The 26981-nt window shown below is 65.7% G+C and carries 19 protein-coding genes and 3 rRNA genes; 2 read left to right on the forward strand and 20 right to left on the reverse strand.

Annotated features, from left to right (window positions below; all coding sequences use genetic code 11):
- Positions 1-6 precede the first annotated feature (6 nt).
- The 10 genes from BMW26_RS10945 to BMW26_RS10990 form a co-directional block, all read right to left on the reverse strand.
- Positions 7-1725: a CTP synthase gene (locus BMW26_RS10945; protein ID WP_053096852.1), complete on the reverse strand. Its 1719-nt coding sequence runs from the start codon at positions 1723-1725 to the stop codon at positions 7-9.
- Between the two features lie 17 nt (positions 1726-1742).
- On the reverse strand, positions 1743-3434 hold the full coding sequence (gene recN / locus BMW26_RS10950; protein ID WP_072591488.1) for a DNA repair protein RecN: 1692 nt from the start codon (positions 3432-3434) through the stop codon (positions 1743-1745).
- A complete protein-coding gene (locus BMW26_RS10955) occupies positions 3431-4345 on the reverse strand; it encodes an NAD kinase (protein ID WP_053096854.1) in 915 nt (304 codons plus the stop codon). Before BMW26_RS10955 ends, recN begins: the two co-directional genes overlap by 4 nt.
- Entirely contained in the window at positions 4342-5139 is a 798-nt protein-coding gene (locus BMW26_RS10960; protein ID WP_072591489.1) for a TlyA family RNA methyltransferase, read from the reverse strand. Before BMW26_RS10960 ends, BMW26_RS10955 begins: the two co-directional genes overlap by 4 nt.
- On the reverse strand, positions 5136-5312 hold the full coding sequence (locus BMW26_RS17765) for a hypothetical protein (protein WP_171821925.1): 177 nt from the start codon (positions 5310-5312) through the stop codon (positions 5136-5138). Before BMW26_RS17765 ends, BMW26_RS10960 begins: the two co-directional genes overlap by 4 nt.
- Before the next feature lie 63 nt (positions 5313-5375).
- Entirely contained in the window at positions 5376-6413 is a 1038-nt protein-coding gene (locus tag BMW26_RS10965; RefSeq protein WP_072591490.1) for an HAD-IIA family hydrolase, read from the reverse strand.
- Positions 6413-7444 (reverse strand): hypothetical protein, encoded by a 1032-nt coding sequence (locus tag BMW26_RS10970; protein ID WP_232224453.1) that lies wholly within the window; start codon positions 7442-7444, stop codon positions 6413-6415. The genes BMW26_RS10965 and BMW26_RS10970 overlap by 1 nt, the downstream gene beginning before the upstream one ends.
- 1203 nt (positions 7445-8647) lie before the next feature.
- Positions 8648-8765 (reverse strand): 5S ribosomal RNA (gene rrf, locus BMW26_RS10980).
- Between the two features lie 109 nt (positions 8766-8874).
- A 23S ribosomal RNA gene (locus BMW26_RS10985) occupies positions 8875-11979 on the reverse strand.
- Between the two features lie 412 nt (positions 11980-12391).
- Positions 12392-13916 (reverse strand): 16S ribosomal RNA (locus BMW26_RS10990).
- Together the 16S, 23S and 5S rRNA genes form the textbook arrangement of a ribosomal RNA operon.
- A 592-nt stretch (positions 13917-14508) precedes the next feature.
- On the opposite strand from BMW26_RS10990, the gene BMW26_RS10995 reads away from it, so the two are divergent.
- Complete coding sequence (locus BMW26_RS10995) at positions 14509-15855, forward strand: CoA transferase (protein ID WP_232224454.1); 1347 nt, start codon at positions 14509-14511, stop codon at positions 15853-15855.
- Here the strand turns inward: BMW26_RS10995 and BMW26_RS11000 are convergent.
- From BMW26_RS11000 to BMW26_RS11015, 4 genes are all read right to left on the reverse strand, one after another.
- Positions 15840-16637, reverse strand: a complete 798-nt coding sequence (locus BMW26_RS11000) for a DUF4184 family protein (protein WP_072591493.1) — start codon at positions 16635-16637, stop codon at positions 15840-15842. The two genes, BMW26_RS10995 and BMW26_RS11000, sit on opposite strands and share 16 nt — an antisense overlap.
- A gap of 94 nt (positions 16638-16731) precedes the next feature.
- On the reverse strand, positions 16732-18033 hold the full coding sequence (tyrS, locus tag BMW26_RS11005; protein ID WP_157557429.1) for a tyrosine--tRNA ligase: 1302 nt from the start codon (positions 18031-18033) through the stop codon (positions 16732-16734).
- Positions 18034-18085: 52 nt separating this feature from the next.
- Positions 18086-18934, reverse strand: a complete 849-nt coding sequence (locus tag BMW26_RS11010) for a hypothetical protein (RefSeq protein ID WP_072591494.1) — start codon at positions 18932-18934, stop codon at positions 18086-18088.
- Positions 18931-19575 carry a SatD family protein gene (locus tag BMW26_RS11015; RefSeq protein ID WP_053096866.1) on the reverse strand — a complete coding sequence of 215 codons (645 nt, stop codon included), beginning with the start codon at positions 19573-19575 and terminating at the stop codon, positions 18931-18933. Before BMW26_RS11015 ends, BMW26_RS11010 begins: the two co-directional genes overlap by 4 nt.
- A gap of 59 nt (positions 19576-19634) precedes the next feature.
- Between BMW26_RS11015 and BMW26_RS11020 the strand changes: the two genes are divergently transcribed.
- Positions 19635-20234, forward strand: coding sequence for a DUF1349 domain-containing protein (locus BMW26_RS11020; RefSeq protein WP_072591495.1), 600 nt, complete (start codon positions 19635-19637; stop codon positions 20232-20234).
- Between the two features lie 50 nt (positions 20235-20284).
- Here BMW26_RS11020 and argH read toward each other — a convergent pair whose 3' ends face one another.
- Genes argH through argC form a run of 6 tightly spaced genes read right to left on the reverse strand, consistent with a single transcriptional unit; the run spans position 20285 to position 26969 of the window.
- Entirely contained in the window at positions 20285-21715 is a 1431-nt protein-coding gene (gene argH / locus BMW26_RS11025; protein WP_072591496.1) for an argininosuccinate lyase, read from the reverse strand.
- Positions 21715-22644, reverse strand: coding sequence for an ornithine carbamoyltransferase (gene argF, locus BMW26_RS11030; protein ID WP_056280178.1), 930 nt, complete (start codon positions 22642-22644; stop codon positions 21715-21717). The genes argH and argF overlap by 1 nt, the downstream gene beginning before the upstream one ends.
- Positions 22641-23852 carry an acetylornithine transaminase gene (locus BMW26_RS11035; RefSeq protein ID WP_053096873.1) on the reverse strand — a complete coding sequence of 404 codons (1212 nt, stop codon included), beginning with the start codon at positions 23850-23852 and terminating at the stop codon, positions 22641-22643. Before BMW26_RS11035 ends, argF begins: the two co-directional genes overlap by 4 nt.
- Positions 23849-24766: an acetylglutamate kinase gene (gene argB, locus BMW26_RS11040; RefSeq protein ID WP_053096875.1), complete on the reverse strand. Its 918-nt coding sequence runs from the start codon at positions 24764-24766 to the stop codon at positions 23849-23851. Before argB ends, BMW26_RS11035 begins: the two co-directional genes overlap by 4 nt.
- On the reverse strand, positions 24763-25920 hold the full coding sequence (gene argJ / locus BMW26_RS11045; protein WP_072591497.1) for a bifunctional glutamate N-acetyltransferase/amino-acid acetyltransferase ArgJ: 1158 nt from the start codon (positions 25918-25920) through the stop codon (positions 24763-24765). The genes argB and argJ overlap by 4 nt, the downstream gene beginning before the upstream one ends.
- Positions 25917-26969, reverse strand: coding sequence for an N-acetyl-gamma-glutamyl-phosphate reductase (argC, locus tag BMW26_RS11050; RefSeq protein WP_072591498.1), 1053 nt, complete (start codon positions 26967-26969; stop codon positions 25917-25919). Before argC ends, argJ begins: the two co-directional genes overlap by 4 nt.
- Positions 26970-26981: the final 12 nt, after the last annotated feature.

Below are 26981 nucleotides of genomic sequence, written 5' to 3' on the forward strand. Positions count from 1 at the left end.
CCACGCTCAGGCGACTGCTTCGCCGAACTCGGCATCGGCCTCGACGTCGAAGAGCTCGCTCGAGCGGTGACGCTCGATCGCAGCCCCGACCAGGCCACGGAACAGCGGGTGCGGGTCGGTCGGGCGCGAGCGGAGCTCCGGGTGCGCCTGGGTGGCGATGTAGTACGGGTGGACGTCCCGCGGGAGCTCGACGTACTCGACCAGGTCGAGCTCGGGGTTGAGACCCGAGAAGACCAGACCGGCCTCGGAGAGACGCGCACGGTAGGCGTTGTTGACCTCGTAGCGGTGGCGGTGACGCTCCGACGCCTCGGGGCCGCCGTACAGCTCGCTCGCCAGGGAGCCCTCCGCCAGCGCCGCCTTGTAGAGGCCGAGCCGCATCGTGCCACCCAGGTCTCCACCGTCGAGGATCTCGATCTGCTCCGCCATCGTGGCGATGACCGGCTCGGTCGTCTCGGGGTCGAACTCGCTCGACGACGCGCCCTCGATGCCGGCGACATCACGGGCGTATTCGATGACCATGCACTGGAGGCCGAGGCACAGGCCGAGGGTCGGAATTCCCTGCTCGCGCGCGAACTTCAGCGCACCGAGCTTGCCCTCGATCCCACGGATGCCGAAGCCACCGGGAACGCAGATGCCGTCGAGTGCGGCGAGCTGCTCGCGCGCGCCCTCGGGGGTCTCGCAGCGGTCCGACGGGATCCAGCGGATGTTGACCTTGGTCTCCTGTGCGAAACCGCCGGCCTTCAGCGCTTCGGTCACCGAGAGGTAGGCGTCCGGCAGGTCGATGTACTTGCCGACCAGGCCGATGGTGACCTCGTGCTTCGGGTTGTGCACGGCGTGGAGGACCTTGCTCCAGCGCGACCAGTCCACCTCGTCGGCAGCCTTCTGGTCGAGTCCGAGGCGGCGCACGATGTACGAGTCGAGCCCCTGGTCGTTGAGCGTCGAAGGGATGTCGTAGATGCTCGGCAGATCGACCGTGTTGATGACGCCCTCGGCGTCGACGTCGCACATGAGTGCGATCTTGTTGCGGTTGCTCTCGCTCACAGGCCGGTCGCTGCGGAGCACGAGGGCATCGGGCTGGATGCCGACCTGACGGAGGGCCGCCACCGAGTGCTGGGTCGGCTTCGTCTTCTGCTCACCGGATGCGCCCATGAACGGAACCAGCGAGACGTGCACGAAGAACACGCTGTCGCGTCCGAGCTCGTGACGCAGCTGACGAGCGGCCTCGAGGAACGGCTGCGACTCGATGTCGCCGACCGTTCCGCCGACCTCGGTGATGATCACGTCGGGGCGAGGATCCTCGGTCGCCTGCAGACGCATGCGGCGCTTGATCTCATCGGTGATGTGCGGGATGACCTGCACGGTGTCGCCGAGGTACTCGCCGCGACGCTCGCGGGCGATGACCTGCGAGTAGATCTGACCGGTCGTGACGTTCGCCGCCTGCGACAGGTTGATGTCGAGGAAGCGCTCGTAGTGGCCGATGTCGAGGTCGGTCTCGGCACCGTCATCCGTGACGAAGACCTCACCGTGCTGGAACGGGTTCATCGTGCCCGGATCGACGTTGAGATACGGGTCGAGCTTCTGCATCACGACGCGGAGTCCGCGTGCGGTGAGGAGGTTGCCGAGGCTTGCGGCAGTGAGCCCCTTACCCAAAGACGAAACGACACCACCCGTCACAAAGATGTGCTTGGTCGTGTCGTTCTTGGGCCCCGCAGAAGAAGAGTTCATCACGGGCTTCGATCCTATCAGGAGGTGAGGGCGCCGAGGCTGAGAAGTTCTCGGGCGTGGGTGATCGCGGCATCCGAATCGGTCAATCCGGACAGCAGTCGGGCCATCTCGGCCTCGCGCTCCTGGCCTTCGAGACGGCGGACACTCGATGCGGTGACTGCTCCGTCGTGGGATTTCACGACGGAGAGGTGGTTGTTGGCGAACGCGGCGACCTGAGCCAGATGAGTCACGGCGATCACCTGCGACTTCTCTGCGAGTCGGGCGAGTCGTCGGCCGACCTCGATCGCCGCCGCACCGCCGATCCCGGCATCGACCTCGTCGAAGACGAAGGTCGGCACGGGGTCGGTGCCGGCGATCACGACCTCGATGGCGAGCATCACGCGCGACAGCTCACCGCCGGATGCCCCCTTCGAGACGGAGCGGGGTTCGGCACCGGGGTGGGGCGCGAGCAGGATGGCGACGTCGTCGCGGCCGTGAGCGCTCTCCGCCCCGGGCGTGACCGCGACCTCGAGAGTCGCGTCCGGCATGGCGAGCTCGTGCAGCTCATCGCTCACGGCGACGCCCAGGCGTGCTGCGGCTGCGGTGCGCTCCGCGGTCAGTGCCTCGGCCCGGGAATCCAGTTCTGCACGAGCGGCGTCCCGTTCGGCCTCGAGGCGTGCGAGCCGCTCGCCGTCGTCTTCGAGTTCGGCGAGCCGGGTCGATCCGGTCTGCCACAGCTCGAGAGTCTCGTCCAGCGAACCGTGCGCACGGATGAGCGTGCTCAGTGCCGCGCGCCGCTCTTCGACCGCCGCGAGCTCGTGCGGTCCCGATTCGTCGAGATCGGCGAGGTAGGCGGAGAGCTGTCCGGCGATGTCGGCGATCCGGTAGCCGATGTCGGCGAGGCCTGCGGATATCTCGGTGAGCGCGGCGTCGGAGACCCGTTCGAGCGCGCGACGCGCCTCGGCGATCAACGCGGATGCGTCGGGCTCGCCCTCTTCGTTCGAGAGCGCGCCGTGGGCCAGCGAGGCCGCGAGGCGCAGCTCCTCGGCGTTCGCCAGGCGCTCGGCCCGTGCCGACAGCTCGACGTCCTCGCCCGGTTCGGGGGCGGCAGCCTCGATGAGAGCAAGTGCCTCCCGAAGCCGGGAGGCCTCGTCGGCTCGACGATCACGGTTCTCGGTGATGTCCGCGATTTCGGAATCCAGCTCGCGCCACCGGGTGAACGACGATGCGTAGGCGTCGAGCGCCCGGGCGATCGGCGCTCCTCCGAAGCGATCGAGCGCATCGCGCTGCGCAGCGGCAGAGCGCAGCCTGAGCTGCTCGGACTGACCGTGCACGACGACCAGCTCCTCGGCCAGGGCCGACAGCACACCCGCCGGCGCCGCGCGTCCTCCGACGCTCGCACGGCTGCGTCCCTCGGCGCTCAGCGTGCGTGAGACGTACAGCTCTGCGGCACCGGAACCGGCGGGTTCCAGCTCGCCGCCGGCGTCTGCCACGATGTCCGCGACGTCGCCGGTCTCGGGGACGATCCACACACCCGCGACCGAGGCCTGGGTGGCACCGGCACGCACCGCTCCGGAATCGGCGCGCTGACCGAGCAGCAGCCCGAGGCCGGTCACGACCATCGTCTTGCCGGCACCGGTCTCACCTGTGATCGCGGTGAATCCGGGCCCGAGAGGCAGCACGGCGTCGGCGATCACGCCGAGTCCCTGCATCCGCATCTCCTCGATCATGAGGCTGCCCCCTGCCCGCGCCATCCCGCGACCGGCAACTGGAACTTGCGCACCAGACGATCGGTGAACGCGGTCGGGTGCAGACGCGCGAGGCGCACGGGGCGCGATGATCGCCGCACGACGACTCGGGCCCCCGGCGGCAGGTCGTGGGACCGTCGCCCGTCGCACCAGAGGATGCCGGCGCCGGACGTGCCTTCGAGCATCTCGATGGCCACGGCGGCATCGGGGCTGACCACCAGCGGCTTGGCGAAGAGCGCGTGCGCCGAGAGCGGCACCACCGCGATGGCTTCGACGCTCGGCCAGATGACCGGACCGCCCGCGGAGAAGTTGTAGGCCGTGGACCCGGTCGGAGTGGACACGACCATTCCGTCGCATCCGAAGCTCGAGAGGGGGCGTCCGTCGATCTCGAGCACGACCTCGATCATGCGCTCCCGACTCGCCTTCTCGACCGTCGCCTCGTTGAGGGCGAACGTCTCGTAGACCACCTCGCCGTCGACGTCCTTGACCCGGACCGACAGCGCGAGACGCTCTTCGACCTCGTAGTCGCGGTCGATGACGCGGCGCATGGCGGCATCCATGTCGTCACGATCGATCTCCGCGAGGAATCCGACGTGGCCCATGTTGATCCCGAGCACGGGCGCCGCGCAGCCGCGCACCAGCTCGGCGGCTCGCAGGATCGTGCCGTCGCCGCCCAGGACGATCGCGAGCTCGAGCTGCTCCTGCTGCACCGTCTCGCCGAGCACGTCGACATCCGCGAAGCGGGCATCGACGGCACGCAGGTCGAGGCTGTCGTCGGCGGCGAGCACGGGGCGCGCCCCCGCGCCACGCAGCGCATCGACCACGCGGAGGGCCGCTTCGACCGTGTCTTCCCTGCCGGCATGGGCGACGACCAGGATGTTGCGCTCGTTCATCGTCTCCCTGTCAGTTCGTTGATGCGGTCCGACCATTCTGACGGATCACTGCCGCGGCCCGGTGCGAGGTGCAGAAGGTATTCCGTGTTCCCGTGGGTCCCGAGAATCGGGGAGGACAGGATGCCGAGCATGCCGAGCCCCGCATCCCAAGCGCTCCACGCCGTCCGCGCGACGGCGTCGGCGCGCGTGGCGGGATCTGTCACCAGTCCCCCGCGCACGGCCGTTCGACCGACCTCGAACTGGGGTTTGACCAGCAGCACGATGTCGGATCCCGCCGCTGCCACGCTCGCGACGGCCGGCAGGACATGCTCGAGCGAGATGAACGAGAGGTCGCCCACGATGAGGTCGGGGGCTGCGTCCTCCCCGGTCACGTCCCTCAGGTTCTCTGGGGTCATGTATCGGACGTTGTACCCCTCGACGCGCACCACACCGGGATCGGATGCCACGGCAGCGGCCATCTGATCGTGTCCGACGTCGACGGCCAGCACACGGCGCGCTCCGCGCTCACGCAGCACCTGGGTGAAGCCACCGGTGGAGGCGCCCATGTCGAGCGCCAGGCGCCCTTCGGCAGAGATGCCGAAGCCGGCGAGCGCGGCGACCAGCTTGTGCGCGCCGCGACCGACATAGTGGTCGGCGCCCGCGACGGAGATCTCGGCCTCATCGCTGACAGGCGTCGACGCCTTCACGACCGGTCGGCCGTCGACGCTCACCAGACCGTCGGCGATCAGGGTTGCGGCGTGGGTGCGTGAGCGGGCGAGTCCTCGCGCGGCGAGGGCAGCGTCGAGTCGCGTCATCGGGCGCCTGGCGCATCGCGCTGATCGAGTCTCGCGCCGCTGTCGAGGCGGCGGGACAGCTCGTCATGCAGCCCGGAGTACGCGTCTGCTCTGGCAGCGAGAGGCTGCCCCTCGATCAGGCGCAGGCGACTCCACAGACCATCGGTCGGTGCGTTCGTCGTCTCTTCGCTCACGCTTCTACTGTACGCGGCAGGGCCGACACGTCGGCGGAGCCACGGCGAGGGCCCGGCTGCCCGTCAGGGCCGGTGGAAGGGGTCGTCGTAGAGGCGCTCAGGGACGCGAAGCACGAACACCGGTGTCCCGGAAGCCCAGATCGCGGCTGCCCCGGCGCGCAGCAGATCGATCTGCGCCTCGCCCTCGGCGATGATCTCGACATCCGCACCGCTGACGCGGACAGACGCGCCGTTGACCGAATAGACGCCGTCCTTGGACGTGAGCTCCGGGTACGGCTGGTGCAGTTCCCGCAGATCGCTCAGGATGTACGTCGGACGGGATCCTTCCGGTGCCGCGAGCACATGCTTCGGCCGGTCGATGCCCGTGAGCACCAGCGCGGAGTCGATACCCGCCCTCACCGCCCCGAGAATGTCGGTGTCGAGACGGTCGCCGATGAACAGCGGCTTCGTCGCGCCGAAGCGCGACGTGGCCTCCTCGAAGATCGGAGTCTCCGGTTTGCCTGCCACTGTCGCGAGCCGACCGATCGCCGTGTGCACGGCGGACACGAGCGTCCCGTTGCCCGGGGCGACGCCGCGTTCGCGCGGGATCGTCCAGTCGGTGTTGGTGGCGATCCACGGGATGCCGCCCTCATCTTCGGGGAGCTTCAGGGCGAATGCCGCTTCTGCGAGGTCCGTCCAGGCGACCTCAGGGGCGAAGCCCTGCACGACCGCATCCGGAGCATCCTCAGCACTGCGAGTCACCGTGTAACCGGCCTTCTCGGCCTCGTCCACGAGCCCGGCTCCCCCGACGATCAGCAACGTCGCCGGAGGGGGCACGATCCCGGCGAGCAGCCGCATGGCGGCCTGCGGGCTGGTGATGACATCAGCCGGGGCGACGTCGAGACCCAGGCTGCTGAGGTGCTCGGCGACCGACGCGTCGGTGCGCGACGCGTTGTTCGTGATGTAACCGAGTCTCGCGGTCTCACCGGCCGCGTTGAGGCTCTCCACCGCGTAGGGCAGCGCGCCAGGGCCCGCATAGACGACGCCATCCAGGTCAGCGAGCACGGCGTCGACGCCGTCGAGCGGCGTGCGCAGTGCGGGCTTCTTGGAGAACAGCCCCACTACGCCTCCTCAGAGGGCTCGGATGCTGTGCGCTTCGCGTCGGTGTCGGCGAGGTCGCCGTCCTCGTCCTCGTCCTCGCCGAGAAGCTCACGCACCTCGTCGTCGATCGACGGTTCCGACTCGATATCGGACTCGGTGTCCGCCTCTTCAGCACCTGCAGCCGCGATGGTCTCGTCGGACTCGGCGGGCTCCAGGTCGGACTCAGAATCGTCAGAGCCAGAATCGTCGGACTCCGAGTCGTCGGACTCAGAATCGTCGGACTCAGAATCGGACCGGCCGTCTTCAGCATGGTCGTCATCGAAGTCACCTTCGATGAGACCGTCTTCGATGATGATCTCCTCATCACCGGCTTCGTCGACGCCCAGCGCTTCCGCAGCGACCTCGGCGCGATGCGCCCAGAACTCTGCCTCGTCGGTGCGCCCCAGGTCCTCGAGCACGGCGGCGCGCGCAGCGAAGAGTGCGGGGCTCCACTCGAATGCGCGGTCGGGGTCGAGCTCAGGGATCTCGAGTTCGCCGAGCGCGAGTTCGAGGTCGCCCTGATCCAGACGTGCACCCGACATGGCGATCGCCAGCGAGACACGGACGGGCGTGGTCAGAGCGGTCCGGTCGACAGCGCGACCGGTCTCGAGCGCACGGTCGGGGCGGCCGATGCCCCGCTCGCTGTCGACCATCAGGGCGATCTGATCGTCCTTGCCGGAGATGCGGCGGTACGTGCGCAGCTCACGCAGCGCAAGAGCGAAGTCCTCGGTCGCATAGGCGGTGATCCCGAGGGTCTCGCGGACGATCGCGATGCGGCCGGCACGGCGGGATGCTGCGAGAGCGTGCTCATGAGCGAGAGCGGGATCCTCGTCGATGAGACGCGACGCCATCGCGAGGTGACGAGCGACGAGGTCGGCGTTCTCCTTGCTAAGGGTCTTCAGCTCATTGCGCGCCGACGTGTGTAGGTCACGGGCCGTGACGTCATCGGGGATGTGCGGGTCGTTGAAGCGAGGACGATCGCCCGATGCCTGCACCGGACGCTCACGGTCCACTCCCCCACGCTGCGGGTACGAGCGCGACGAGTCGCGGTCCTGCCGCGGCGCGCGGTCATCGCGGTTGTAGCCACCCGTGCGGGGCCCGCCATCGCGGTTGTCGCGGTTGTAGCCGCCGGTACGGGGGGCGCCACCGTCACGGTTGTCGCGGTTGTAGCCACCGGTACGGGGAGCGCCACCGTCACGGTTGTCGCGGTTGTAGCCACCGGTACGGGGAGCGCCACCGTCACGGTTGTCGCGGTTGTAGCCACCGGTACGAGGTGCGCCACCGTCACGGTTGTCGCGGTTGTAGCCACCGGTACGAGGTGCGCCACCATCACGGTTGTCGCGGTTGTAGCCACCGGTACGGGGAGCACCACCGTCACGGCTGTCACGGTTGTACCCACCAGTGCGAGGAGCACCACCGTCACGGCTGTCACGGTTGTACCCACCAGTGCGAGGAGCACCACCGTCACGGCTGTCACGGTTGTACCCACCAGTGCGAGGAGCACCACCATCGCGATTGTCGCGGTTGTACCCACCAGAACGCGGAGCACCACCATCACGGCTGTCACGGTTGTACCCACCCGAACGGGGAGCCCCACCGTCGCGGTTGTAACCGCCAGTGCGCGGGGCACCACCATCGCGGTTGTAACCGCCAGTGCGCGGGGCACCACCATCGCGGTTGAAACCGCCAGTGCGCGGGGCACCACCATCGCGGTTATAGCCGCCCGAACGGGGAGCGCCACCATCACGGTTATCGCGGTTGTACCCACCAGAACGGGGGGCACCACCATCGCGGTTATAGCCGCCCGAACGGGGAGCGCCACCATCACGGTTGTCGCGGTTGTAGCCGCCCGAACGAGAAGCGCCACCATCACGGTTATCGCGGTTGTACCCACCAGAACGGGGGGCACCACCATCGCGGCTGTAGCCGCCCGAACGGGGAGCGCCACCATCGCGGTTGTCGCGGTTGTACCCACCAGAACGGGGGGCTCCTCCGTCACGACTGTAACCGCCCTCGCGGCGGGGTGCGTCGTCGCGACGCGGACCGCTGCTGCGATTCTGTTCCGAGCGTCCTCCGGAAGGTCGGTTACTGCGCGATCCCTGGTCGTCGTTGCGACGCGGACGGCGCTCTTCCTCTTCCGGCATGATGCTCCCTGTTCTAGATGTTGTTAACGCAAAATGGCCACCCAACGATGGGTGGCCATTTGCTTAAAAGAAGTCCGGCGGTGTCCTACTCTCCCACAGGGTCCCCCCTGCAGTACCATCGGCGCTGTGAGGCTTAGCTTCCGGGTTCGGAATGTAAACCGGGCGTTTCCCTCACGCTATGGCCGCCGAAACACTATTGATGTTTCAATCAAACCTATAGACAAATCATTGTTGTCTGTAGGGTTCTCGACCGTACATCGAGAACCACTCAGTGGACGCGTAGCACCAACAAACGGTGTGTTATCAAGTCATCGGCTTATTAGTACCAGTCAGCTGCATGCATTACTGCACTTCCACATCTGGCCTATCAACCCAGTAGTCTGGCTGGGAGCCTCTCACCCGAAGGTATGGAAATCTCATCTTGAGGCCGGCTTCCCGCTTAGATGCTTTCAGCGGTTATCCATCCCGAACGTAGCTAATCAGCGGTGCTCCTGGCGGAACAACTGACACACCAGAGGTTCGTCCAACCCGGTCCTCTCGTACTAGGGTCAGATCCTCTCAAATTTCCTACGCGCGCAGCGGATAGGGACCGAACTGTCTCACGACGTTCTAAACCCAGCTCGCGTACCGCTTTAATGGGCGAACAGCCCAACCCTTGGGACCTACTCCAGCCCCAGGATGCGACGAGCCGACATCGAGGTGCCAAACCATGCCGTCGATATGGACTCTTGGGCAAGATCAGCCTGTTATCCCCGAGGTACCTTTTATCCGTTGAGCGACAGCGCTTCCACAAGCCACTGCCGGATCACTAGTCCCGACTTTCGTCCCTGCTCGACCTGTCAGTCTCACAGTCAAGCTCCCTTGTGCACTTACACTCGACACCTGATTGCCAACCAGGTTGAGGGAACCTTTGGGCGCCTCCGTTACTTTTTGGGAGGCAACCGCCCCAGTTAAACTACCCACCAGGCACTGTCCCTGAACCGGATTACGGTTCGAAGTTAGATATCCAGAGTGACCAGAGTGGTATTTCAACAATGACTCCACATGAACTGGCGTCCATGCTTCACAGTCTCCCACCTATCCTACACAAGCCACACCGAACACCAATACCAAGCTGTAGTAAAGGTCACGGGGTCTTTCCGTCCTGCTGCGCGTAACGAGCATCTTTACTCGTAATGCAATTTCGCCGAGTTCGCGGTTGAGACAGTTGGGAAGTCGTTACGCCATTCGTGCAGGTCGGAACTTACCCGACAAGGAATTTCGCTACCTTAGGATGGTTATAGTTACCACCGCCGTTTACTGGGGCTTAAATTCTCAGCTTCGCCTTGCGGCTAACCGGTCCTCTTAACCTTCCAGCACCGGGCAGGCGTCAGTCCGTATACATCGTCTTGCGACTTGGCACGGACCTGTGTTTTTAGTAAACAGTCGCTACCCACTAGTCTCTGCGGCCTCCAAACGCTTTCGGAGCAAGTCCTAATACGTCGAAGGCCCCCCTTCTCCCGAAGTTACGGGGGCATTTTGCCGAGTTCCTTAACCACGATTCTCTCGATCTCCTTGGTATTCTCTACCTGACCACCTGAGTCGGTTTGGGGTACGGGCGGCTAGAACCTCGCGTCGATGCTTTTCTTGGCAGCATAGGATCATCCACTTTTTATCCGCATCGTGTCTCAGCCTATGTGAGAGACGGATTTGCCTATCTCTCGGCCTACGCACTTGCACCAGGACAACCATCGCCTGGCTTGGACTACCTTCCTGCGTCACACCTGTTAATACGCTAACCGCACCAGAATGGGGTCGTGCGCTAGGCCCAACGCGTCACCCCGAAGGGATCAGTCACTGGGATTCAGACACTTAGCACTACTGGATTAGCTTGGGCGGTTCTTCGCCGGTACGGGAATATCAACCCGTTGTCCATCGACTACGCCTGTCGGCCTCGCCTTAGGTCCCGACTTACCCAGGGAAGATTAGCTTGACCCTGGAACCCTTGGTCTTTCGGAGGACGTGTTTCTCACACGTCTTTCGCTACTCATGCCTGCATTCTCACTCGTGTAGCCTCCACGGCTGGTTTACACCGCCGCTTCGCTGGCCACACGACGCTCTCCTACCCATCAACACGGCTGGACCACGAAGGCCTACCAATAATGTCAATGCCACAACTTCGGTGGCGTGCTTGAGCCCCGTTACATTGTCGGCGCGGAATCACTTGACCAGTGAGCTATTACGCACTCTTTCAAGGGTGGCTGCTTCTAAGCCAACCTCCTGGTTGTCAAGGCAACTCCACATCCTTTCCCACTTAGCACGCGCTTTGGGACCTTAGTTGGTGGTCTGGGTTGTTTCCCTCTCGACTATGAAGCTTATCCCCCACAGTCTCACTGCTGCGCTCTCACTTACCGGCATTCGGAGTTTGGCTGACGTCAGTAACCTTGTAGGGCCCATCGGCCATCCAGTAGCTCTACCTCCGGCAAGAAACACGCAACGCTGCACCTAAATGCATTTCGGAGAGAACCAGCTATCACGAAGTTTGATTGGCCTTTCACCCCTATCCACAGCTCATCCCCTCAGTTTTCAACCTAAGTGGGTTCGGTCCTCCACGACGTCTTACCGTCGCTTCAACCTGGCCATGGATAGATCACTTCGCTTCGGGTCTAGGACATGCGACTGAATCGCCCTATTCAGACTCGCTTTCGCTACGGCTACCCCTCAACGGGTTAACCTCGCCACATATCGCTAACTCGCAGGCTCATTCTTCAAAAGGCACGCTGTCACAGCTACTAAGGCTGCTCCAACGGTTTGTAAGCAAACGGTTTCAGGTACTATTTCACTCCCCTCCCGGGGTACTTTTCACCTTTCCCTCACGGTACTTGTCCGCTATCGGTCATCTGGGAGTATTTAGGCTTATCAGGTGGTCCTGACAGATTCACACGGGATTTCACGGGCCCCGTGCTACTTGGGATACTCTTCGCGCCACGGTTGGCATTTCGACTACGGGGTTGGCACCCTCTATGACCGGCCTTTCAAGACCGTTCGTCTATACCATCGTGTAACGCCGCCATCTCGGCAGAGATGACTGAAAAGTCCCACAACCCCCAACGTGCAACGCCTGCCGGCTATCACACACGCTAGGTTTAGCCTGTTCCGGTTTCGCTCGCCACTACTAACGGAATCGCGGTTGCTTTCTCTTCCTGTGGGTACTGAGATGTTTCACTTCCCCACGTTCCCTCTACCCGCCCTATATATTCAGGCGGGAGTCACTAGGTCGGCACGCCGCCCAGCGGGGTTTCCCCATTCGGACACCCTCGGATCAAAACTTGCTTATCAGTTCCCCGAGGCTTATCGCAGATTGCTACGTCCTTCTTCGGCTCCAGATGCCAAGGCATCCACCGTTTGCTCTTAAAGACTTGAAATCACATGAGTTTGAATCAGAATCGACACCAGACCCGAAGGTCTGGCATGAAATTGACTAATGATCTTTAAGATCATCTTGTGCAACCGACCGAAGCCGGCTGCAAGATGCTCGCGTCCACTGTGTAGTTCTCAAAGTACGGGCGGTACCCCTTCTCGCCACCCCCACAGGGGAAACAACAAGAGGCCCAGAGGTACAGAAACGATCCGAAGATCGCATCCGGTCCCTCAGGACCCAACAGCGTGCAGACACCTCGCTCACGAAGCCCCACTTTCCAACCAACCCGAAGGTCAGCGTACTCACGAGACTCAGCTGCGCTGATGTCATGTCAAATGTTCCACCCATGAGCTCCCAGCGAAGAACGAACGTCTTCGATCTGGGTTCTGGACTCCGAAGAGTCAGATGCTCCTTAGAAAGGAGGTGATCCAGCCGCACCTTCCGGTACGGCTACCTTGTTACGACTTAGTCCTAATTACCGATCCCACCTTCGACGGCTCCCTCCACAAGGGTTAGGCCACCGGCTTCAGGTGTTACCGACTTTCATGACTTGACGGGCGGTGTGTACAAGACCCGGGAACGTATTCACCGCAGCGTTGCTGATCTGCGATTACTAGCGACTCCGACTTCATGAGGTCGAGTTGCAGACCTCAATCCGAACTGGGACCGGCTTTTTGGGATTCGCTCCACCTCGCGGTATTGCAGCCCTTTGTACCGGCCATTGTAGCATGCGTGAAGCCCAAGACATAAGGGGCATGATGATTTGACGTCATCCCCACCTTCCTCCGAGTTGACCCCGGCAGTATCCCATGAGTTCCCACCATTACGTGCTGGCAACATAGAACGAGGGTTGCGCTCGTTGCGGGACTTAACCCAACATCTCACGACACGAGCTGACGACAACCATGCACCACCTGTTTACGAGTGTCCAAAGAGTTGACCATTTCTGGCCCGTTCTCGTATATGTCAAGCCTTGGTAAGGTTCTTCGCGTTGCATCGAATTAATCCGCATGCTCCGCCGCTTGTGCGGGTCCCCGTCAATTCCTTTGAGTTTTAGCCTTGCGGCCGTACTCCCCAGGCGGGGAACTTAATGCGTTAGCTGCGTCACGGAATCCGTGGAATGGACCCCACAACTAGTTCCCAACGTTTACGGGGTGGACTACCAGGGTATCTAAGCCTGTTTGCTCCCCACCCTTTCGCTCCTCAGCGTCAGTTACGGCCCAGAGATCTGCCTTCGCCATCGGTGTTCCTCCTGATATCTGCGCATTCCACCGCTACACCAGGAATTCCAATCTCCCCTACCGCACTCTAGTCTGCCCGTACCCACTGCAGGCCGGAGGTTGAGCCTCCGGATTTCACAGCAGACGCGACAAACCGCCTACGAGCTCTTTACGCCCAATAATTCCGGATAACGCTTGCGCCCTACGTATTACCGCGGCTGCTGGCACGTAGTTAGCCGGCGCTTTTTCTGCAGGTACCGTCACTTTCGCTTCTTCCCTGCTAAAAGAGGTTTACAACCCGAAGGCCGTCATCCCTCACGCGGCGTTGCTGCATCAGGCTTGCGCCCATTGTGCAATATTCCCCACTGCTGCCTCCCGTAGGAGTCTGGGCCGTGTCTCAGTCCCAGTGTGGCCGGTCACCCTCTCAGGCCGGCTACCCGTCGACGCCTTGGTGAGCCATTACCTCACCAACAAGCTGATAGGCCGCGAGCCCATCCCCAACCAATAAATCTTTCCAGTAACTGACCATGCGGTCGCTACTCGTATCCAGTATTAGACGCCGTTTCCAGCGCTTATCCCAGAGTCAGGGGCAGGTTGCTCACGTGTTACTCACCCGTTCGCCACTGATCCCACAGAGCAAGCTCCGTGTTCACCGTTCGACTTGCATGTGTTAAGCACGCCGCCAGCGTTCATCCTGAGCCAGGATCAAACTCTCCGTAAAAAAGAAATGCATACGACACCGGGAAAACGGTGACGCAGCGAGTTTGATGCTGACCAAAGAGACAAATCATTGCTGACTTTATCCGTTGCCAACCCCACAAGGAGGTTGGTCTTTGATCCAAAGGAATCTCATCCAGCCGAAGCTGAATCGAGGTTATTTGGCATTTGACAAGTGCACGCTGTTGAGTTCTCAAGGATCGGATGCTCCCACGACCCAGTCATCACAACCAGGCCCGAAGGGCAACTTCTCTATCTTAGCCATCCCGTCCCGCTTGTCAAATCAGCGCGCCGCGCGGATCTTGGATCCGCTGCGCAGCTCTTGACAGCCGCAGATGGGGTGGATCTCCCATCCTAGACGCAGGCGTCTGTTCTCACAAGTGAGTGGATCGGGAGGTGGTTCTCCGCTTGAGGGGGGTGAAGCTCTCGGCTCCTCCGCTTCCCTGTGGGGCGAACAAGTAATAAGTTACGTGGGTTCTGGGGTTCTGGCAAATCGGGCCACCACCCCCGGGCGTGTCGCCGCACCAGGTGGCAACACTTTTCCCAGTCCAGCGCCGGTATTCCGCCGAGATCGCCGCCACGAGTACGATCGCAGCGTGACCCAGCTGCCGAATCGAGCCCCCTCCGCTGCTCTGTTGGACCGCGTGTGGTCCGCCCTCGGGCTCGCGCCGGTGGAGGTCGATTCCGGCGCCCCCTTCGTTCACGCCGTGCCTCTCGAGTCGCGCCTCGCGACGGCGGATCTGGCCTGGGCGAGCGTTCGGGCCGTGTGTCTGGCGGCCGGCGTCGACTCCCTCCCCGACCCCGATCGCATCGCCGTCGCGTACCGGAGCGATCGGGTGCTCACCGTCGACGGACGCGCCCCCGATGTCTGGTCCCCGTACTCGGGATTCTTCCGGGCGTCCGACGGGTGGATCCGCACCCATGGCAACTACCCCCACCACGCGATTCGCCTTCTGACCGGTCTCGGGCTCGGAATCGACGCAGCGGGCGAAGACGTCCGAGCGGCCATCCTGACTCAGTCGGCCGCCGACGCTGTCGATCGGATCGTCGATGCGGGCGGACTCGCCGTGCCCGTGCTGCCGGAGAACCCCATCCACGACGCTCAGCTGCGGTCCGCTCCCCTGCTCCAGGTCGATCGGATGCCCTCCCCGAGCGGCGAGGAGCCGCGCCGGCGAGACGGCGACGATCGTCGTGCACCACTCACCGGCACCCGCGTGCTCGATCTCACCCGGGTGATCGCCGGTCCCGTCTGCACCCGCACGCTCGCACTGCTGGGAGCAGACGTGCTGCGCGTCGATCCCCCGCAGCTGCCCGAGCCCGAGTGGCAGCACTTCGACACCGGTCACGGGAAGCGATCGACGCTGCTCGACGCCGGAACCGAGCGTTTCGACCAGCTGCTCGCCGAGGCTGACGTCGTCGTCCTCGGGTACCGACCGGCAGCCCTCGCGCGACTCGGCCTCTCCGCATCCGCCCTGATCGAGCGGCACCCGAGTCTGGTGATCGCCGAGCTCAGTGCGTGGGGCGACGACCACCCCTCTCGCGCAGGGTTCGACAGTCTGGTGCAAGCGGAGTCCGGGATCGCCATGATCGAGACGCCGGACGGCGACCGCCCGGGGGTCCTCCCCGCGCAGGCCCTCGATCACAGTGCCGGGTACCTGCTCGCAGCCTCGATCATCTCGCTGCTCGAGCGGCGCCGTCGAGAAGGTGGTGGCTGGGTGGTGCGCACTTCGCTGCGTCGAGTGGCCGCCGAGCTTCTCGGAATGCCACGGTCCTCGGGATCGCGATCGGTATCGGGGTCGGAGCGGGAAAGGGTACTGGACCTCACCGCCCACACCGCGACGTTCGACGTCGCAGGGCAGACGATCACCACGGCGCGATCGGCGCTTCCCGGCCTCGAGCTCGCCGCCCCCCATCGCTGGGGATCCGATCAGCCGCGCTGGTGAATGCGTCGGAACACCGGCAGCGACAGACAGAGCACGAGAGTGAGCACGCCCCACAGAGCGCACGCCGGCGGCAGCATCCGGTAGGCCAGATGCTGGTAGGTGAACTCCTCGGTGAACGGCCCGTAGCCGGCGTAGCCGAGGGCCCACGCCGTGATCAGCACCACGGGAAGTGACAGCCACCAGGCGATTCGGACGCCCGAAGGCAGCACGCGGTCGACTCGTTCGAGGGGAACAGCGCGGTTCACCCGGAGAATCCCCCAGATCCCGATGACGAGCAGGCCGATCACGCTCGAGCCGTACTGCAGCCACTTGTATCCGGTGAACGGCCCCCACACATCGTCGAGCGCGGGAAGCACATCGACGCCCCAACGCCCCTCGTGCGTGAAGAGATCCCAGACGATGTGCGACAGCACTCCCAGCACCAGCGATGCCGCGAGCATCGCCGGGTACAGCCGATCTCGAGCACCGACGCCGACGGCGGCTCGGGCCGCTTCGACGCCGGACTGCGACCAGTCGGCAGGGACCCGGCGAGCCAGCCAGAGCGGAGAGAGCTCACCGACGGCCGGACGCAGCACGACGCGCCACAGCAGGAACAGCACGAAAGCGACCAGCGCGGTCCACACGACGTTGCCGAATGAGTGGGTGAACGAGTACGGGAGGCCGACCCCGCGGATGAACAGCGGAAGGTCGGGCGTCATGGCGCCGATCGCGATCGCGGCGGGCACGAGCGGCGTGCGGATGAACGGGAGGGCGACCACTGCATGACTCGGCGTGAACGGCATCGGCAGGCTCCTGTCGAGTGTGAACGGTGGAAGCGTGACGGCGGCCGTCCGAGGACTCTCAGACGACCGCCGTCAGGCGATCAGGGTCGGATGTTCACGCGAGGAAGACACCTGCGAGGGTCTTCTTGCCGCGGCGGAGCACGGACACCCCACCGGGCAGAGATCCCTTGACGGTGGCTGCATCGTCTTCCACACGCGATCCGTCGAGCGACACTCCACCCTGGCTGATCGCGCGTCGCGCTTCGGACGAGCTGGAGACCAATCCCGTGGCGACGAGCGCATCGACCACCGATGACCCGGAATCGACCGTCGCGTTCGGCAGCTCTTCGAGCGCCGTGCGCAAGGTCGACGCGTCGAGGGCAGTCAGGTCGCCCTGTCCGAACAGGGCCTCGGATGCCGCGATCACCGCAGCGGCCGCATCGATGCCGTGCACGGTGGCGACGACCTCGAGCGCGAGACGCTTCTGTGCGGCGCGACGGAAGGGCTCGGACTCGACCAGCGCCTCGTACTCCTCGATCTCGGCGCGGGTGAGGAAGGTGAAGACCTTCAGCCTGCCGATCACGTCGGCATCCGCGGTGCTCAGCCAGAACTGGTACATCCGGTACGGACTGCACATCTCGGGGTCGAGCCAGATGGCGTTCCCCTCGCTCTTGCCGAACTTGGTCCCGTCGCTGTTCGTGATCAGCGGTGTGCCGATCGCGTGCGCCGACGCACCCTCGGCACGACGGATGAGGTCGGTGCCGCTGGTCAGGTTCCCCCATTGGTCGGAGCCGCCGGTCTGCAGGACGCAGTCGTACTGACGGTAGAGCTCGAGGAAGTCCATCCCCTGCAGGATCTGGTAGCTGAACTCCGTGTAGCTGATGCCCTCGTCGGAGTTCAGTCGCGCGGCGACCGCATCCTTCTTGAGCATGGTCCCGACGCGGTAGTGCTTGCCGATCTCCCGCAGGAAGTCGATCGCCGACAGCGGCGCCGTCCAATCGAGATTGTTGACGATGCGGGCGGCGTTCTCGCCCTCGAAGCTCAGGTAGCGCTCGACCTGCGTCCGCAGGCGTCCCACCCACTCCTCGACGGTCTCGCGAGTGTTGAGCGTGCGCTCGGCCGTGGGGCGCGGGTCGCCGATCAGACCGGTGGAGCCGCCGACGAGACCGAGCGGCTTGTGGCCGGCGAGCTGGATGCGACGCAACGTCAGCAGCTGCACCAGGTTGCCCAGATGCAGGCTGGGAGCAGTCGGATCGAAGCCGCAGTAATACGTGATCGGGTCCCCGGCGAGAAGGGCGCGCAGCGCCTCCTGGTCAGTGGACACGTGGACGAGGCCGCGCCACAGCAGTTCGTCCCACACGTTCTCGAACGTGGGGTCGATCGCCGGCGGGGCGGTCGTCAGAGCGGTATTCGACACGCGCCCCAGGCTATCAGCGGTGAGGGTCGGTGAATCGCCGGGCCGCCGTGGATCAGGTGTGCGCCGCCCACCACACGAGGAACGCCGCGCCCAACCCGATGACCCAGCTGACGAGACTGCCGACGAGGAAGTACTCGGCCCTGGCACCTGTCTCACCGTCGCGGGAGATCTCAGGGAAGCGCACGATCCCCTTCGCCGCCAGCATCGCGGCGAGGATCGGATACGCCGCAGCCAGGGTGAGCAGCATCACCAGGATGCGCTCGAGCGGGCCGATCAGTCGACCGCCCTTGAATCCCGCGCGCGGGTCGCGCAGAGCCGTGGCTTCATCCGGTCGGCCCGGCTTGTCCGCCATCGTGGCGTCGGTCGACTCCCTGCCGCCGATCGCGTCGCCGGGCGTGGTGGCCTCGGGCGCCGCAGGTTCCGCGTCGACCTCGTCGCGCATCGCCGATCGACGCAGTTCAGCCGGTCGCCAGGTGTGCTCACCGTCGAGCGCTGCGCGCACCACGAGGTTCGCCGACTCGAGGAGGAAGACCCCGGTGCCGAGCGTCAGGATCGCAAGATCGAACGGGACGTCGCCGAACGGTGAACGGAGGTTCCACACGGTGCCGATCAGGCCGGGATCAGTGCGCGCCCCCAGCCATACGACCGATCCGATACTCAGGAGACCGAGCAGCACCGCGGGCCAGAACCCGAGCGGTGCGCGGCGCTCCGACGGCATGCACCAGACCCAGAGCGCTCCGACCACGAGCCCTGCGAGCATGGGCAGCAGCGCGTCGCTCACGCTGCCGAGCAGCAGGAACATCACGGCCACCGTCAGGTACCCGGCCCATCGATGCGGAGCGAACTGGCGGACGAGATCGGCGGATCCGACCGCGAGCAGGATGAATCCGGCGACGATCATGCGCTCGCTCCCCTCAGCGCGACCGCACCTTCGATGAGTGCGGCGCTGCCAGCGTTGCGCAACGACTTCGAGACGCTGGGCTGCGAGATGCCCTCTTCGGCGGCGAGGTCGTGCTGCGATCTGCCGACCATCCGTCCGTAGGTGAGGCGGCGCTCGCGCTCGTTCATGGCGCCGACCAGCTCGTCGCGGACGAGGAGGTAGGCGTTCGATGCTGCGATCACGCTCTCCATGACCTCATCCTGCCCCGGGGCTCCGACAATCCAGATCCGGGTGCGCGGCACGGTGCGTGCCTCTCTCGCGTGGACGGTCTCGATCGCCGCGCGCGCCGCATACCACCCCGGCCCGTCGGCGAGCTCGCCGTGGACGGAGTCGACGGTGCGCACCTCGCCGATCCCGATGCCGAAACGGAAGGCGATGCCGTCGGGAAGAGCGAGCTGGATCATGAGAAGCGACACCAGAGCGTCTTCGAGCCGAAGATAGACACCCTGCTGCTCATCCCCCACCGTGGGGGTGAGCGGGTGATGTGCCAGAGGCAGGTCGGCCTCCACCCGAGCGATCGTGTCATCGAGCACGCGCTGCGCCGCGGTGCGATCGTCGAGCTTGCGCGATCCCACGATGTCGGCGAGTACGGCGATGACCATGTGATAACCGTATCACGAATAACTGTTGCTTATGCCCTATTAGGTTATATGCTCGGAACATGCCTGAATCAGACATCATCCGGTGGGACGAAGGTTCCTGGACCCACCCGCCCGCCGCACTCACCACGATCTCCGCCGACGGGGTCGAGCACCTGGACGTGACCGCCGCGGAAGGCAGCGACGCCTGGCGACACACGGCGTACGGATTCGTCCACGACACCGAGCACGCGCTGCTGGCTCCCCTGGCCGTGGGCGAGGCGATGGACGTCTCATTCCGCGCGCCATGGGACGGCCAGTTCGACCAGGCAGGAGTCTTCGTGCGCATCGACGACGAGCACTGGATCAAAGCGGGCATCGAGTACGCCGACGAGCACCTCGGACTCGGCGCCGTCGTCACCGACATCCGCTCCGACTGGTCCGTCGGATACGTCGACGACTGGCACGGCCGAGAGATCACCGTCCGCGTGAGCCGGTGGCCGGACGCGGTGATCGTGCGTGCACGCGCGGACGACGAGGACTGGCGACTGGTTCGCGTCGCTCCGTTCACCGGCGACGCCGCTGCATCCGCCGGCCCGTTCCTCGCCGGTCCGACGCACGCGGGACTCGTCGTGCGCTTCACCCGGTGGACGAGGTCGACCGCCGACGTCGCGCTGCACTGAGGAGCCCCGCCGGTCGCCGCACATCGCGTCGACCGGCGGTGCACAACCGACTACAGGCCCAAGGCGTGCGCCGCGGCCTGCGCTCTGGCGACGAGCTCGGCACGCTGCTCGGCGACTCGGACGGGAGCCGTTCCCCCGGCTCCGGTGCGCGATGCCACGGAACCCTCGATCGTGAGAACCTCACGTACCTCGGGGACCAGATGCGGAGAGACCGAGAGCAGCAGCTCGTCGGAAGCGTCCTCGAGACCGATCCCCTGTTCTTCGCAGGCCCGCACGAGCGCGCCGGAGATCTCGTGCGCGTCGCGGAACGGCACCCGGCGCTTCACGAGCCACTCGGCGACATCGGTCGCGAGCGAGAATCCCTGGGGGGCGAGGGCCGCCATCCGCTCGGTGTCGAAGCGCAGCGTCGCGATCATGCCGGCGAACGCGGGAAGCACGACCTCGAGGGTCTGGACCGAATCGAAGACCGGCTCCTTGTCCTCCTGCAGGTCGCGGTTATAGGCCAACGGGAGGCCCTTGAGCGTCGCCATGAGCCCCGACAGATTGCCGATCAGGCGCCCCGACTTTCCGCGAGCGAGCTCCGCGATGTCGGGGTTCTTCTTCTGCGGCATGATGCTCGACCCCGTCGAGTATCCGTCGTGCAGCGTGACGAAGCCGAACTCACGTGTGTTCCAGAGGATGATCTCCTCGCTCAGACGCGAGATGTCGACACCCGTCATCGCCGCGATGAAGGCGAACTCGGCGACGACGTCGCGTGCTGCGGTGCCGTCGAGCGAGTTCTCCGCCGGTCGATCGAGTCCGAGTTCCGATGCGACCAGCGCAGGATCGAGTCCGAGGGTCGAGCCCGCGAGCGCTCCCCCGCCATACGGCGAGACGCCTGCGCGACGACGCCAGTCGACGAGACGCTCGAGCTCGCGCACGAGCGGCCAGCCATGGGCCTGGAGGTGGTGCGCGAGGAGCACCGGCTGCGCGTGCTGCAGATGCGTGCGGCCGGGGAGGATCGCGTCGGGGTGGGCCTCGGCCTGCGCGACGAGCGCGTCGATGACACGGAGGATGTCGCGCGCGATCACTCGAGCGTGATCGATCAGGTACATGCGCACGAGAGTGGCGATCTGATCGTTGCGGCTGCGTCCGGCGCGTAGGCGTCCGCCCAGTTCGGGACCGAGCTCGGCGATCAGCGCCTGCTCGAGCGCACCGTGCACGTCCTCATCGGAGGGGACGGGCTGCAGCGTGCCGTCGGCGACCTTGCGCGCCACGGCATCGAGCCCCTCATGCATCCTGGCCGCCTCAGCAGGTTCGAGGTAGCCGGCAGCCGCGAGCGCCGTCGCGTGCGCATGCGAGCCCGCGATGTCGTACGGAGCGAGGATCCAGTCGAAATGCGTCGATCTGCTGAGCTCGACGAGCTCGGGCGACGGCCCGCTCGCGAAGCGGGCGCCCCACAGTGCGCCTTCGTTCGTGCCTTCGTTCTTCGAGTCGATCATCACGCGTCCTTCTTGCCGAGCAGCCAGACGAGCAGGGCCTTCTGCGCGTGGAGACGGTTCTCGGCCTCATCCCAGACGACGCTCTGCGGTCCGTCGATGACCTCGGAGTCCACCTCGTAGCCGCGGTCGGCGGGAAGGCAGTGGATGAAGATGGCCTCGGAATCGGCGATCTCCATCGTCTCGGGGGTCACCTTGTAGCCGCCGAGATCGCGGATGCGCGCGAGCTTCTCCTCCTCCTTGCCCATCGACACCCAGGTGTCGGTGACCACGACGTCGGCGCCGGCCGCAGCCTCGACCGCATCCGTGAACAGCGTGATCGAGCCGCCGGTCTCCGCAGCCCGGCGGTCCGCCGCCTCGACGACGTCGGCGCGCGGGGCGTACTCCGCAGGTGACGCGATGCGCACATGCATGCCGGCAGTGACACCGGCCAGTGCGTAGGAATGCGCCATGTTGCTCTGCCCGTCGCCGAAGAACGTCAGGGTCAGCCCCTTGAGCTCACCCTTGTGCTCTCGGATCGTGAGCAGGTCGGCGAGCAGCTGGCACGGGTGGAAGTCGTCCGAGAGGGCGTTGACGACTGGCACCGTGGTGCCGGCGGCCATCTCCTCGAGCCCCGCCTGCGCATAGGTGCGCCAGACGATCGCCGCGACCTGGCGCTCGAGAACCCGCGCGGTGTCGGACGGCGTCTCCTTGCCGCCGAGCTGGCTGCTCGCGGTCGAGATGATCAGCGGCGTGCCGCCGAGGTCGGCGATGCCCACCGCGAAGGAGACGCGGGTGCGGGTGGACGACTTGTCGAAGATCACCGCGACCGTCTGGGGACCGGCGAGAGCCTTGTTCGCCCAGCGGTCCTTCTTCAGCTCGATGGCGAGATCGAGGATCTCCGCCTGCTCGGCGGGGGTCAGATCGTCGTCACGCAGCAGGTGGCGGGTCATGCGAGGGCCTTTCCGGATTCGGCGAGGGATGTCTGTACGTCAGCGAGCGAATCGGCGAAGAGCTTGCGGAACTCGGCGAGTTCAGCGTCTCCGATCGTGAGAGCCGGGGCGATGCGCACCGTCTCGGGGTTGGCCGCGTTCACGATGAGGCCGCGCTCCTGAGCGGCGGCGACCACGTCGTTCGCGACGGGGGCGCCGAGTGCCACTCCGATGAGGAGCCCTCGGCCACGCACTCCCGTGACGAGGGGCGAATCGATGTCCGCGATGATCTGTCGGATCTCCTCGCCGCGACGCGCAGCGTTCTCGACGAGTCCGGCGTTCTCGATCTCGGTGAGCACGGCGTCGGCCACGGCGGTGGCCAGCGGGTTGCCGCCGAACGTCGATCCGTGCGAACCCGGCGTGAAGAGCGAGCTCGCCGCACCGTAGGTGACGAGAGCGCCGATCGGGAAGCCTCCCCCGATGCCCTTCGCGAGCGTGATCGCGTCGGGAGTGATGCCCTCGTGGCTGAAGCCGAACCAGGCCCCCGTGCGTCCGGCACCCGTCTGGATCTCATCGACGATGAGCAGCGCCCCGTGCTTCAGCGTGAGCGAACGGGCGGCCTGCAGATAGCCGTCCGGAAGCTCGACCACGCCGGCCTCGCCCTGGATCGGCTCCACGATGACGGCGGCGACCCGGTCGTCGATCGCGGCTTCCAGAGCCTCGACGGTCGCCGGAATGTGCTCCACTCCTCCGGGCATCGGCTCGAACGGCGCGCGCATCGCGGCCTTGGCCGTCAGCGCGAGTGACCCCATGGTGCGCCCGTGGAATCCGTTCTCGAGCGCGAGGATGCGCGGCTTGTCGGTTCCCCCGTGGAGTCGGGCGAGCTTGAATGCCGCTTCGTTCGCCTCGGCGCCGGAGTTCGAGAAGAACACGCGGCCGTCGATCCCGGCGCCCGCAAGGCGCTTCAGCCGTGCGGCGAGCGCGAGCTGCCAGGGCGTCGCGAAGTAGTTCGACACGTGCGCGAGAGTCGCGGCCTGTCTCGACACGGCCTCGACGAACACCGGATGCGCGTGACCGAGCGAGGTCACCGCGATGCCGGCGAGGAAATCGAGGTGGCGCTTGCCCTCGGAGTCCCAGAGGTAGGACCCCTCGCCTCGTGTGAGCATCGCCAGGCGCGGGCCCGCGTTGAGGACCAGATCGCTCGCTGCGTCATCCTGCCAGTTGCTCATGCGTTCATCCCTGCGCTTCCCAAGACCACTTCAGTTCCGATCCCCTTGCTGGTGAAGAGTTCGACGAGCACCGAGTGCGGCACGCGTCCGTCGATGATCGCGGCGGCATCAACGCCGCCTTCGATCGCATCCAGGCAGGCCTTCATCTTCGGGATCATGCCGGATTCGAGTGTCGGCAGCATCTCGATGAGAGCCTCCGAGGTGAGGTGCGACACGAGCGAGTCGCGGTTGGGCCAGTCGGCATAGAGCCCCGGCACGTCGGTGAGGATGACGAGCTTGCGAGCGTTGAGCGCCACGGCGAGGGCTGCCGCCGCGGCATCCGCGTTCACGTTGAGCGACTGGCCGGGGTGATCGAGGTCGGGCGCGATGCTCGAGACGACAGGCACGCGTCCCGCCGCGAGGTGATCGAGCACGGGCGTCGGGTCGACCTCCACGACGTCGCCGACGCGTCCGAGGTCGATCTCCTCGCCGTCGATCACGACACCGCGACGACGACCGCCGAACAGGCCGGCGTCCTCCCCGCTCAGCCCGGTGGCGATCGGACCGTGCGAGTTGATCTTCGAGACGAGCTGCGGGTTCACCTGGCCGGTGAGGACCATGCGCACGACGCTGATCGCCTCGGTGTTGGTGACCCGGTAGCCGCCCTTGAACTCGCTCGGGATCTCGAGTCGCTGGAGCATGTCGGAGATCTGCGGTCCGCCGCCGTGCACGACGACCGGCAGCACGCCGACGTAGCGCAGGTACGCGATGTCCTGTGCGAACGCCTCCTGCAGCTCGTCGGAGACCATCGCATTGCCGCCGTACTTGACGACGACGATCTGGTCGCGGAACTTCTTCAGCCACGGGAGCGACTCGATGAGCGTCGCGGCCTTCACGGCGGCGACGTCCGGGGTGGTGTCCTGAATGTCGGTCATGAGGCGTAGGCGCTGTTCTCGTGTACGTAATCGTGGGTGAGGTCGTTCGTGAGGATCGTCGCGGTGGCATCGCCGACCTTGAGATCGATCACGAGATGCGTGGCACGTGGAGTGAGGTCTACCTCCTCGCGCGGACGGTCGGGGCCGCCCTCGCTGCACACCCGGACGCCGTTCATCCAGACGTCGACGTCGTACGGGTCGAACTGGGCGTTCGTGGTGCCGATCGCTGCGAGCACCCGCCCCCAGTTGGGGTCGTTGCCGAAGATGGCGGCCTTGAAGAGATTGTTGCGCGCGACGGAGCGGCCGACCTCGACCGCCTCCGCCTCGGTCGCGGCGTGCTGCACCTCGATGGTGATGTCGTGGCTGGCCCCCTCGGCATCGCCCTGCAGCTTGACCGCGAGCTCCTGGCACAGCTCTGCCAGCGCGGCGGAGAAGTCCTTGAGGTCGGGCACCACCTCGGAAGCGCCGTTCGCGAGCAGTGTGACCTGATCGTTGGTCGACATGCATCCGTCCGAATCGAGGCGGTCGAACGTCGTGCCGGTGGCGAATCGCAGCGCCGCATCCGCCTCGAGAGGCTCGAGCACGGCATCCGTCGTGATGACGACGAGCATCGTGGCGAGCCCGGGAGCGAGCATGCCCGCTCCCTTGGCCATGCCGCCGATGGTCCAGCCGTCTCGGCTGACCACGGCGGTCTTCGACACGCTGTCGGTGGTCATGATGGCCTCGGCCGCGACATCGCCGCCGTCTGTCGACAGCTCGGCGATCGCCTGTTCGGTGCCCGAGAGGACCTTCGCGCGGAAGATTTCGTCTCCGACTCCGATGAGGCCGGTCGAGCACACGAGCACGTCGCCGGCGCCGACGCCGAGCAGCTCGGCCGCCTTCTCTGCGGTCTGGTGCGTCGTTTGGAAGCCGAAGCTGCCGGTGAAGCAGTTCGCGCCTCCGGAGTTCAGCACGACGGCCTCGACCACGCGATCGGCGACGGCCTGCTGCGACCAGATGATGGGGTTCGCCTTGGCGCGGTTGCTGGTGAACACGGCCGCACCGACCTTGCGCGGGCCGCGATTGACCACGACGGCGACATCGGGCTTTCCGGTCGATTTGAGACCTGCGGCGACTCCGGCCGCTTCGAATCCTGCGGGGGCGGTGACGCTCACGGCGCGACTCCGTTCACTGAGAGGGCGCGGGACTCGGGCAGCCCCAGCGCGAGGTTCATGGATTGGACGGCAGCGCCGGCGGTGCCCTTGACGAGGTTGTCGACCGCGGTGACCACCGTCACGCGGTTCGCCGCGCGATCGATCGCGAGACCGATCAGGGCGGTGTTCGCACCGAGGACATCGGCCGTGCGCGGGAACTGACCGGCGGGCAGCAACTGCACGAAGGTCTCGTCGCCGTAGGCGTCCTCCCAGGCGGCGCGGATCTCCGCATCGCTGACATCGCCGACGATCGTCGCGGTCGAGGTGGCGAGGATGCCCCGCGACATCGGAACCAGCACAGGCGTGAACGAGATGCGGATGCCGTCGGCTGGGGAGCCGGATGCCGCGGCGAGCGCCTGGCGGATCTCCGGGATGTGCCGGTGCGTGCCCCCGACCGCGTAGGGATTGGCTGTGCCGAGGATCTCGCCGGCGAGCAGGTTGGTCTTGAGGCTCTTCCCCGCTCCGGACGGGCCGACGGCGAGCACCGAGACGATGTCCCCCGCGTCGATCACCCCTGCGGCGACCCCGGGGGCCAGGCTCAGGCTCACGGTCGAGGCGTTGCAGCCGGGAGCGGCGATGCGCTTCGCCTCGCGCAGCGTCTCGCGCTGCTTGACACCGCCGACGAGCAGCTCGGGAACGCCGTAGGCCCACGGTTCGTGGAAGTCGCCGCCGTAGAACGCGTCCCAGGAATCCTGCGACGTCAGTCGGTGGTCCGCTCCCGCGTCGATCACGAGCGGGGTGTCGCCGAGCGCGTCGGTGTACTGCCCGGACTGCCCGTGCGGCAGAGCGAGGAAGACGATGTCGTGCCCGGCGAGCGTCTCGGGCGTGGTGTCCTGCAGGGCGAGGTGTGCGAGCGACCGCAGGTGCGGCTGATGCTGCACGAGCGGTTGACCGGCGTTCGAGTGCGCTGTCACCGTGCGGATCTCGATGTCGGGATGAGACGCGAGGAGGCGCAGGATCTCGCCGCCCGCGTAGCCGGATGCGCCGGAGACGGCGACGGAGTACGTCATTCTTCTACCTTA

Origin of the sequence: Microbacterium sp. 1.5R, assembly GCF_001889265.1 — a bacterium.
In the GTDB taxonomy this organism is placed as follows: Bacteria; Actinomycetota; Actinomycetes; order Actinomycetales; family Microbacteriaceae; genus Microbacterium.

Excerpts from the sequence above, each read along its gene's own strand:
- BMW26_RS10945 (WP_053096852.1), bottom strand. The coding sequence starts at position 1,725 with ATGAACTCTTCTTCTGCGGGGCCCAAGAACGACACGACCAAGCACATC.
- recN (WP_072591488.1), bottom strand. The coding sequence starts at position 3,434 with ATGATCGAGGAGATGCGGATGCAGGGACTCGGCGTGATCGCCGACGCC.
- BMW26_RS10955 (WP_053096854.1), bottom strand. The coding sequence starts at position 4,345 with ATGAACGAGCGCAACATCCTGGTCGTCGCCCATGCCGGCAGGGAAGAC.
- BMW26_RS10960 (WP_072591489.1), bottom strand. The coding sequence starts at position 5,139 with ATGACGCGACTCGACGCTGCCCTCGCCGCGCGAGGACTCGCCCGCTCA.
- BMW26_RS11000 (WP_072591493.1), bottom strand. The coding sequence starts at position 16,637 with ATGCCGTTCACGCCGAGTCATGCAGTGGTCGCCCTCCCGTTCATCCGC.
- BMW26_RS11010 (WP_072591494.1), bottom strand. The coding sequence starts at position 18,934 with ATGATCGTCGCCGGATTCATCCTGCTCGCGGTCGGATCCGCCGATCTC.
- BMW26_RS11015 (WP_053096866.1), bottom strand. The coding sequence starts at position 19,575 with ATGGTCATCGCCGTACTCGCCGACATCGTGGGATCGCGCAAGCTCGAC.
- BMW26_RS11020 (WP_072591495.1), top strand. The coding sequence starts at position 19,635 with ATGCCTGAATCAGACATCATCCGGTGGGACGAAGGTTCCTGGACCCAC.
- argH (WP_072591496.1), bottom strand. The coding sequence starts at position 21,715 with ATGATCGACTCGAAGAACGAAGGCACGAACGAAGGCGCACTGTGGGGC.
- argF (WP_056280178.1), bottom strand. The coding sequence starts at position 22,644 with ATGACCCGCCACCTGCTGCGTGACGACGATCTGACCCCCGCCGAGCAG.
- BMW26_RS11035 (WP_053096873.1), bottom strand. The coding sequence starts at position 23,852 with ATGAGCAACTGGCAGGATGACGCAGCGAGCGATCTGGTCCTCAACGCG.
- argB (WP_053096875.1), bottom strand. The coding sequence starts at position 24,766 with ATGACCGACATTCAGGACACCACCCCGGACGTCGCCGCCGTGAAGGCC.
- argC (WP_072591498.1), bottom strand. The coding sequence starts at position 26,969 with ATGACGTACTCCGTCGCCGTCTCCGGCGCATCCGGCTACGCGGGCGGC.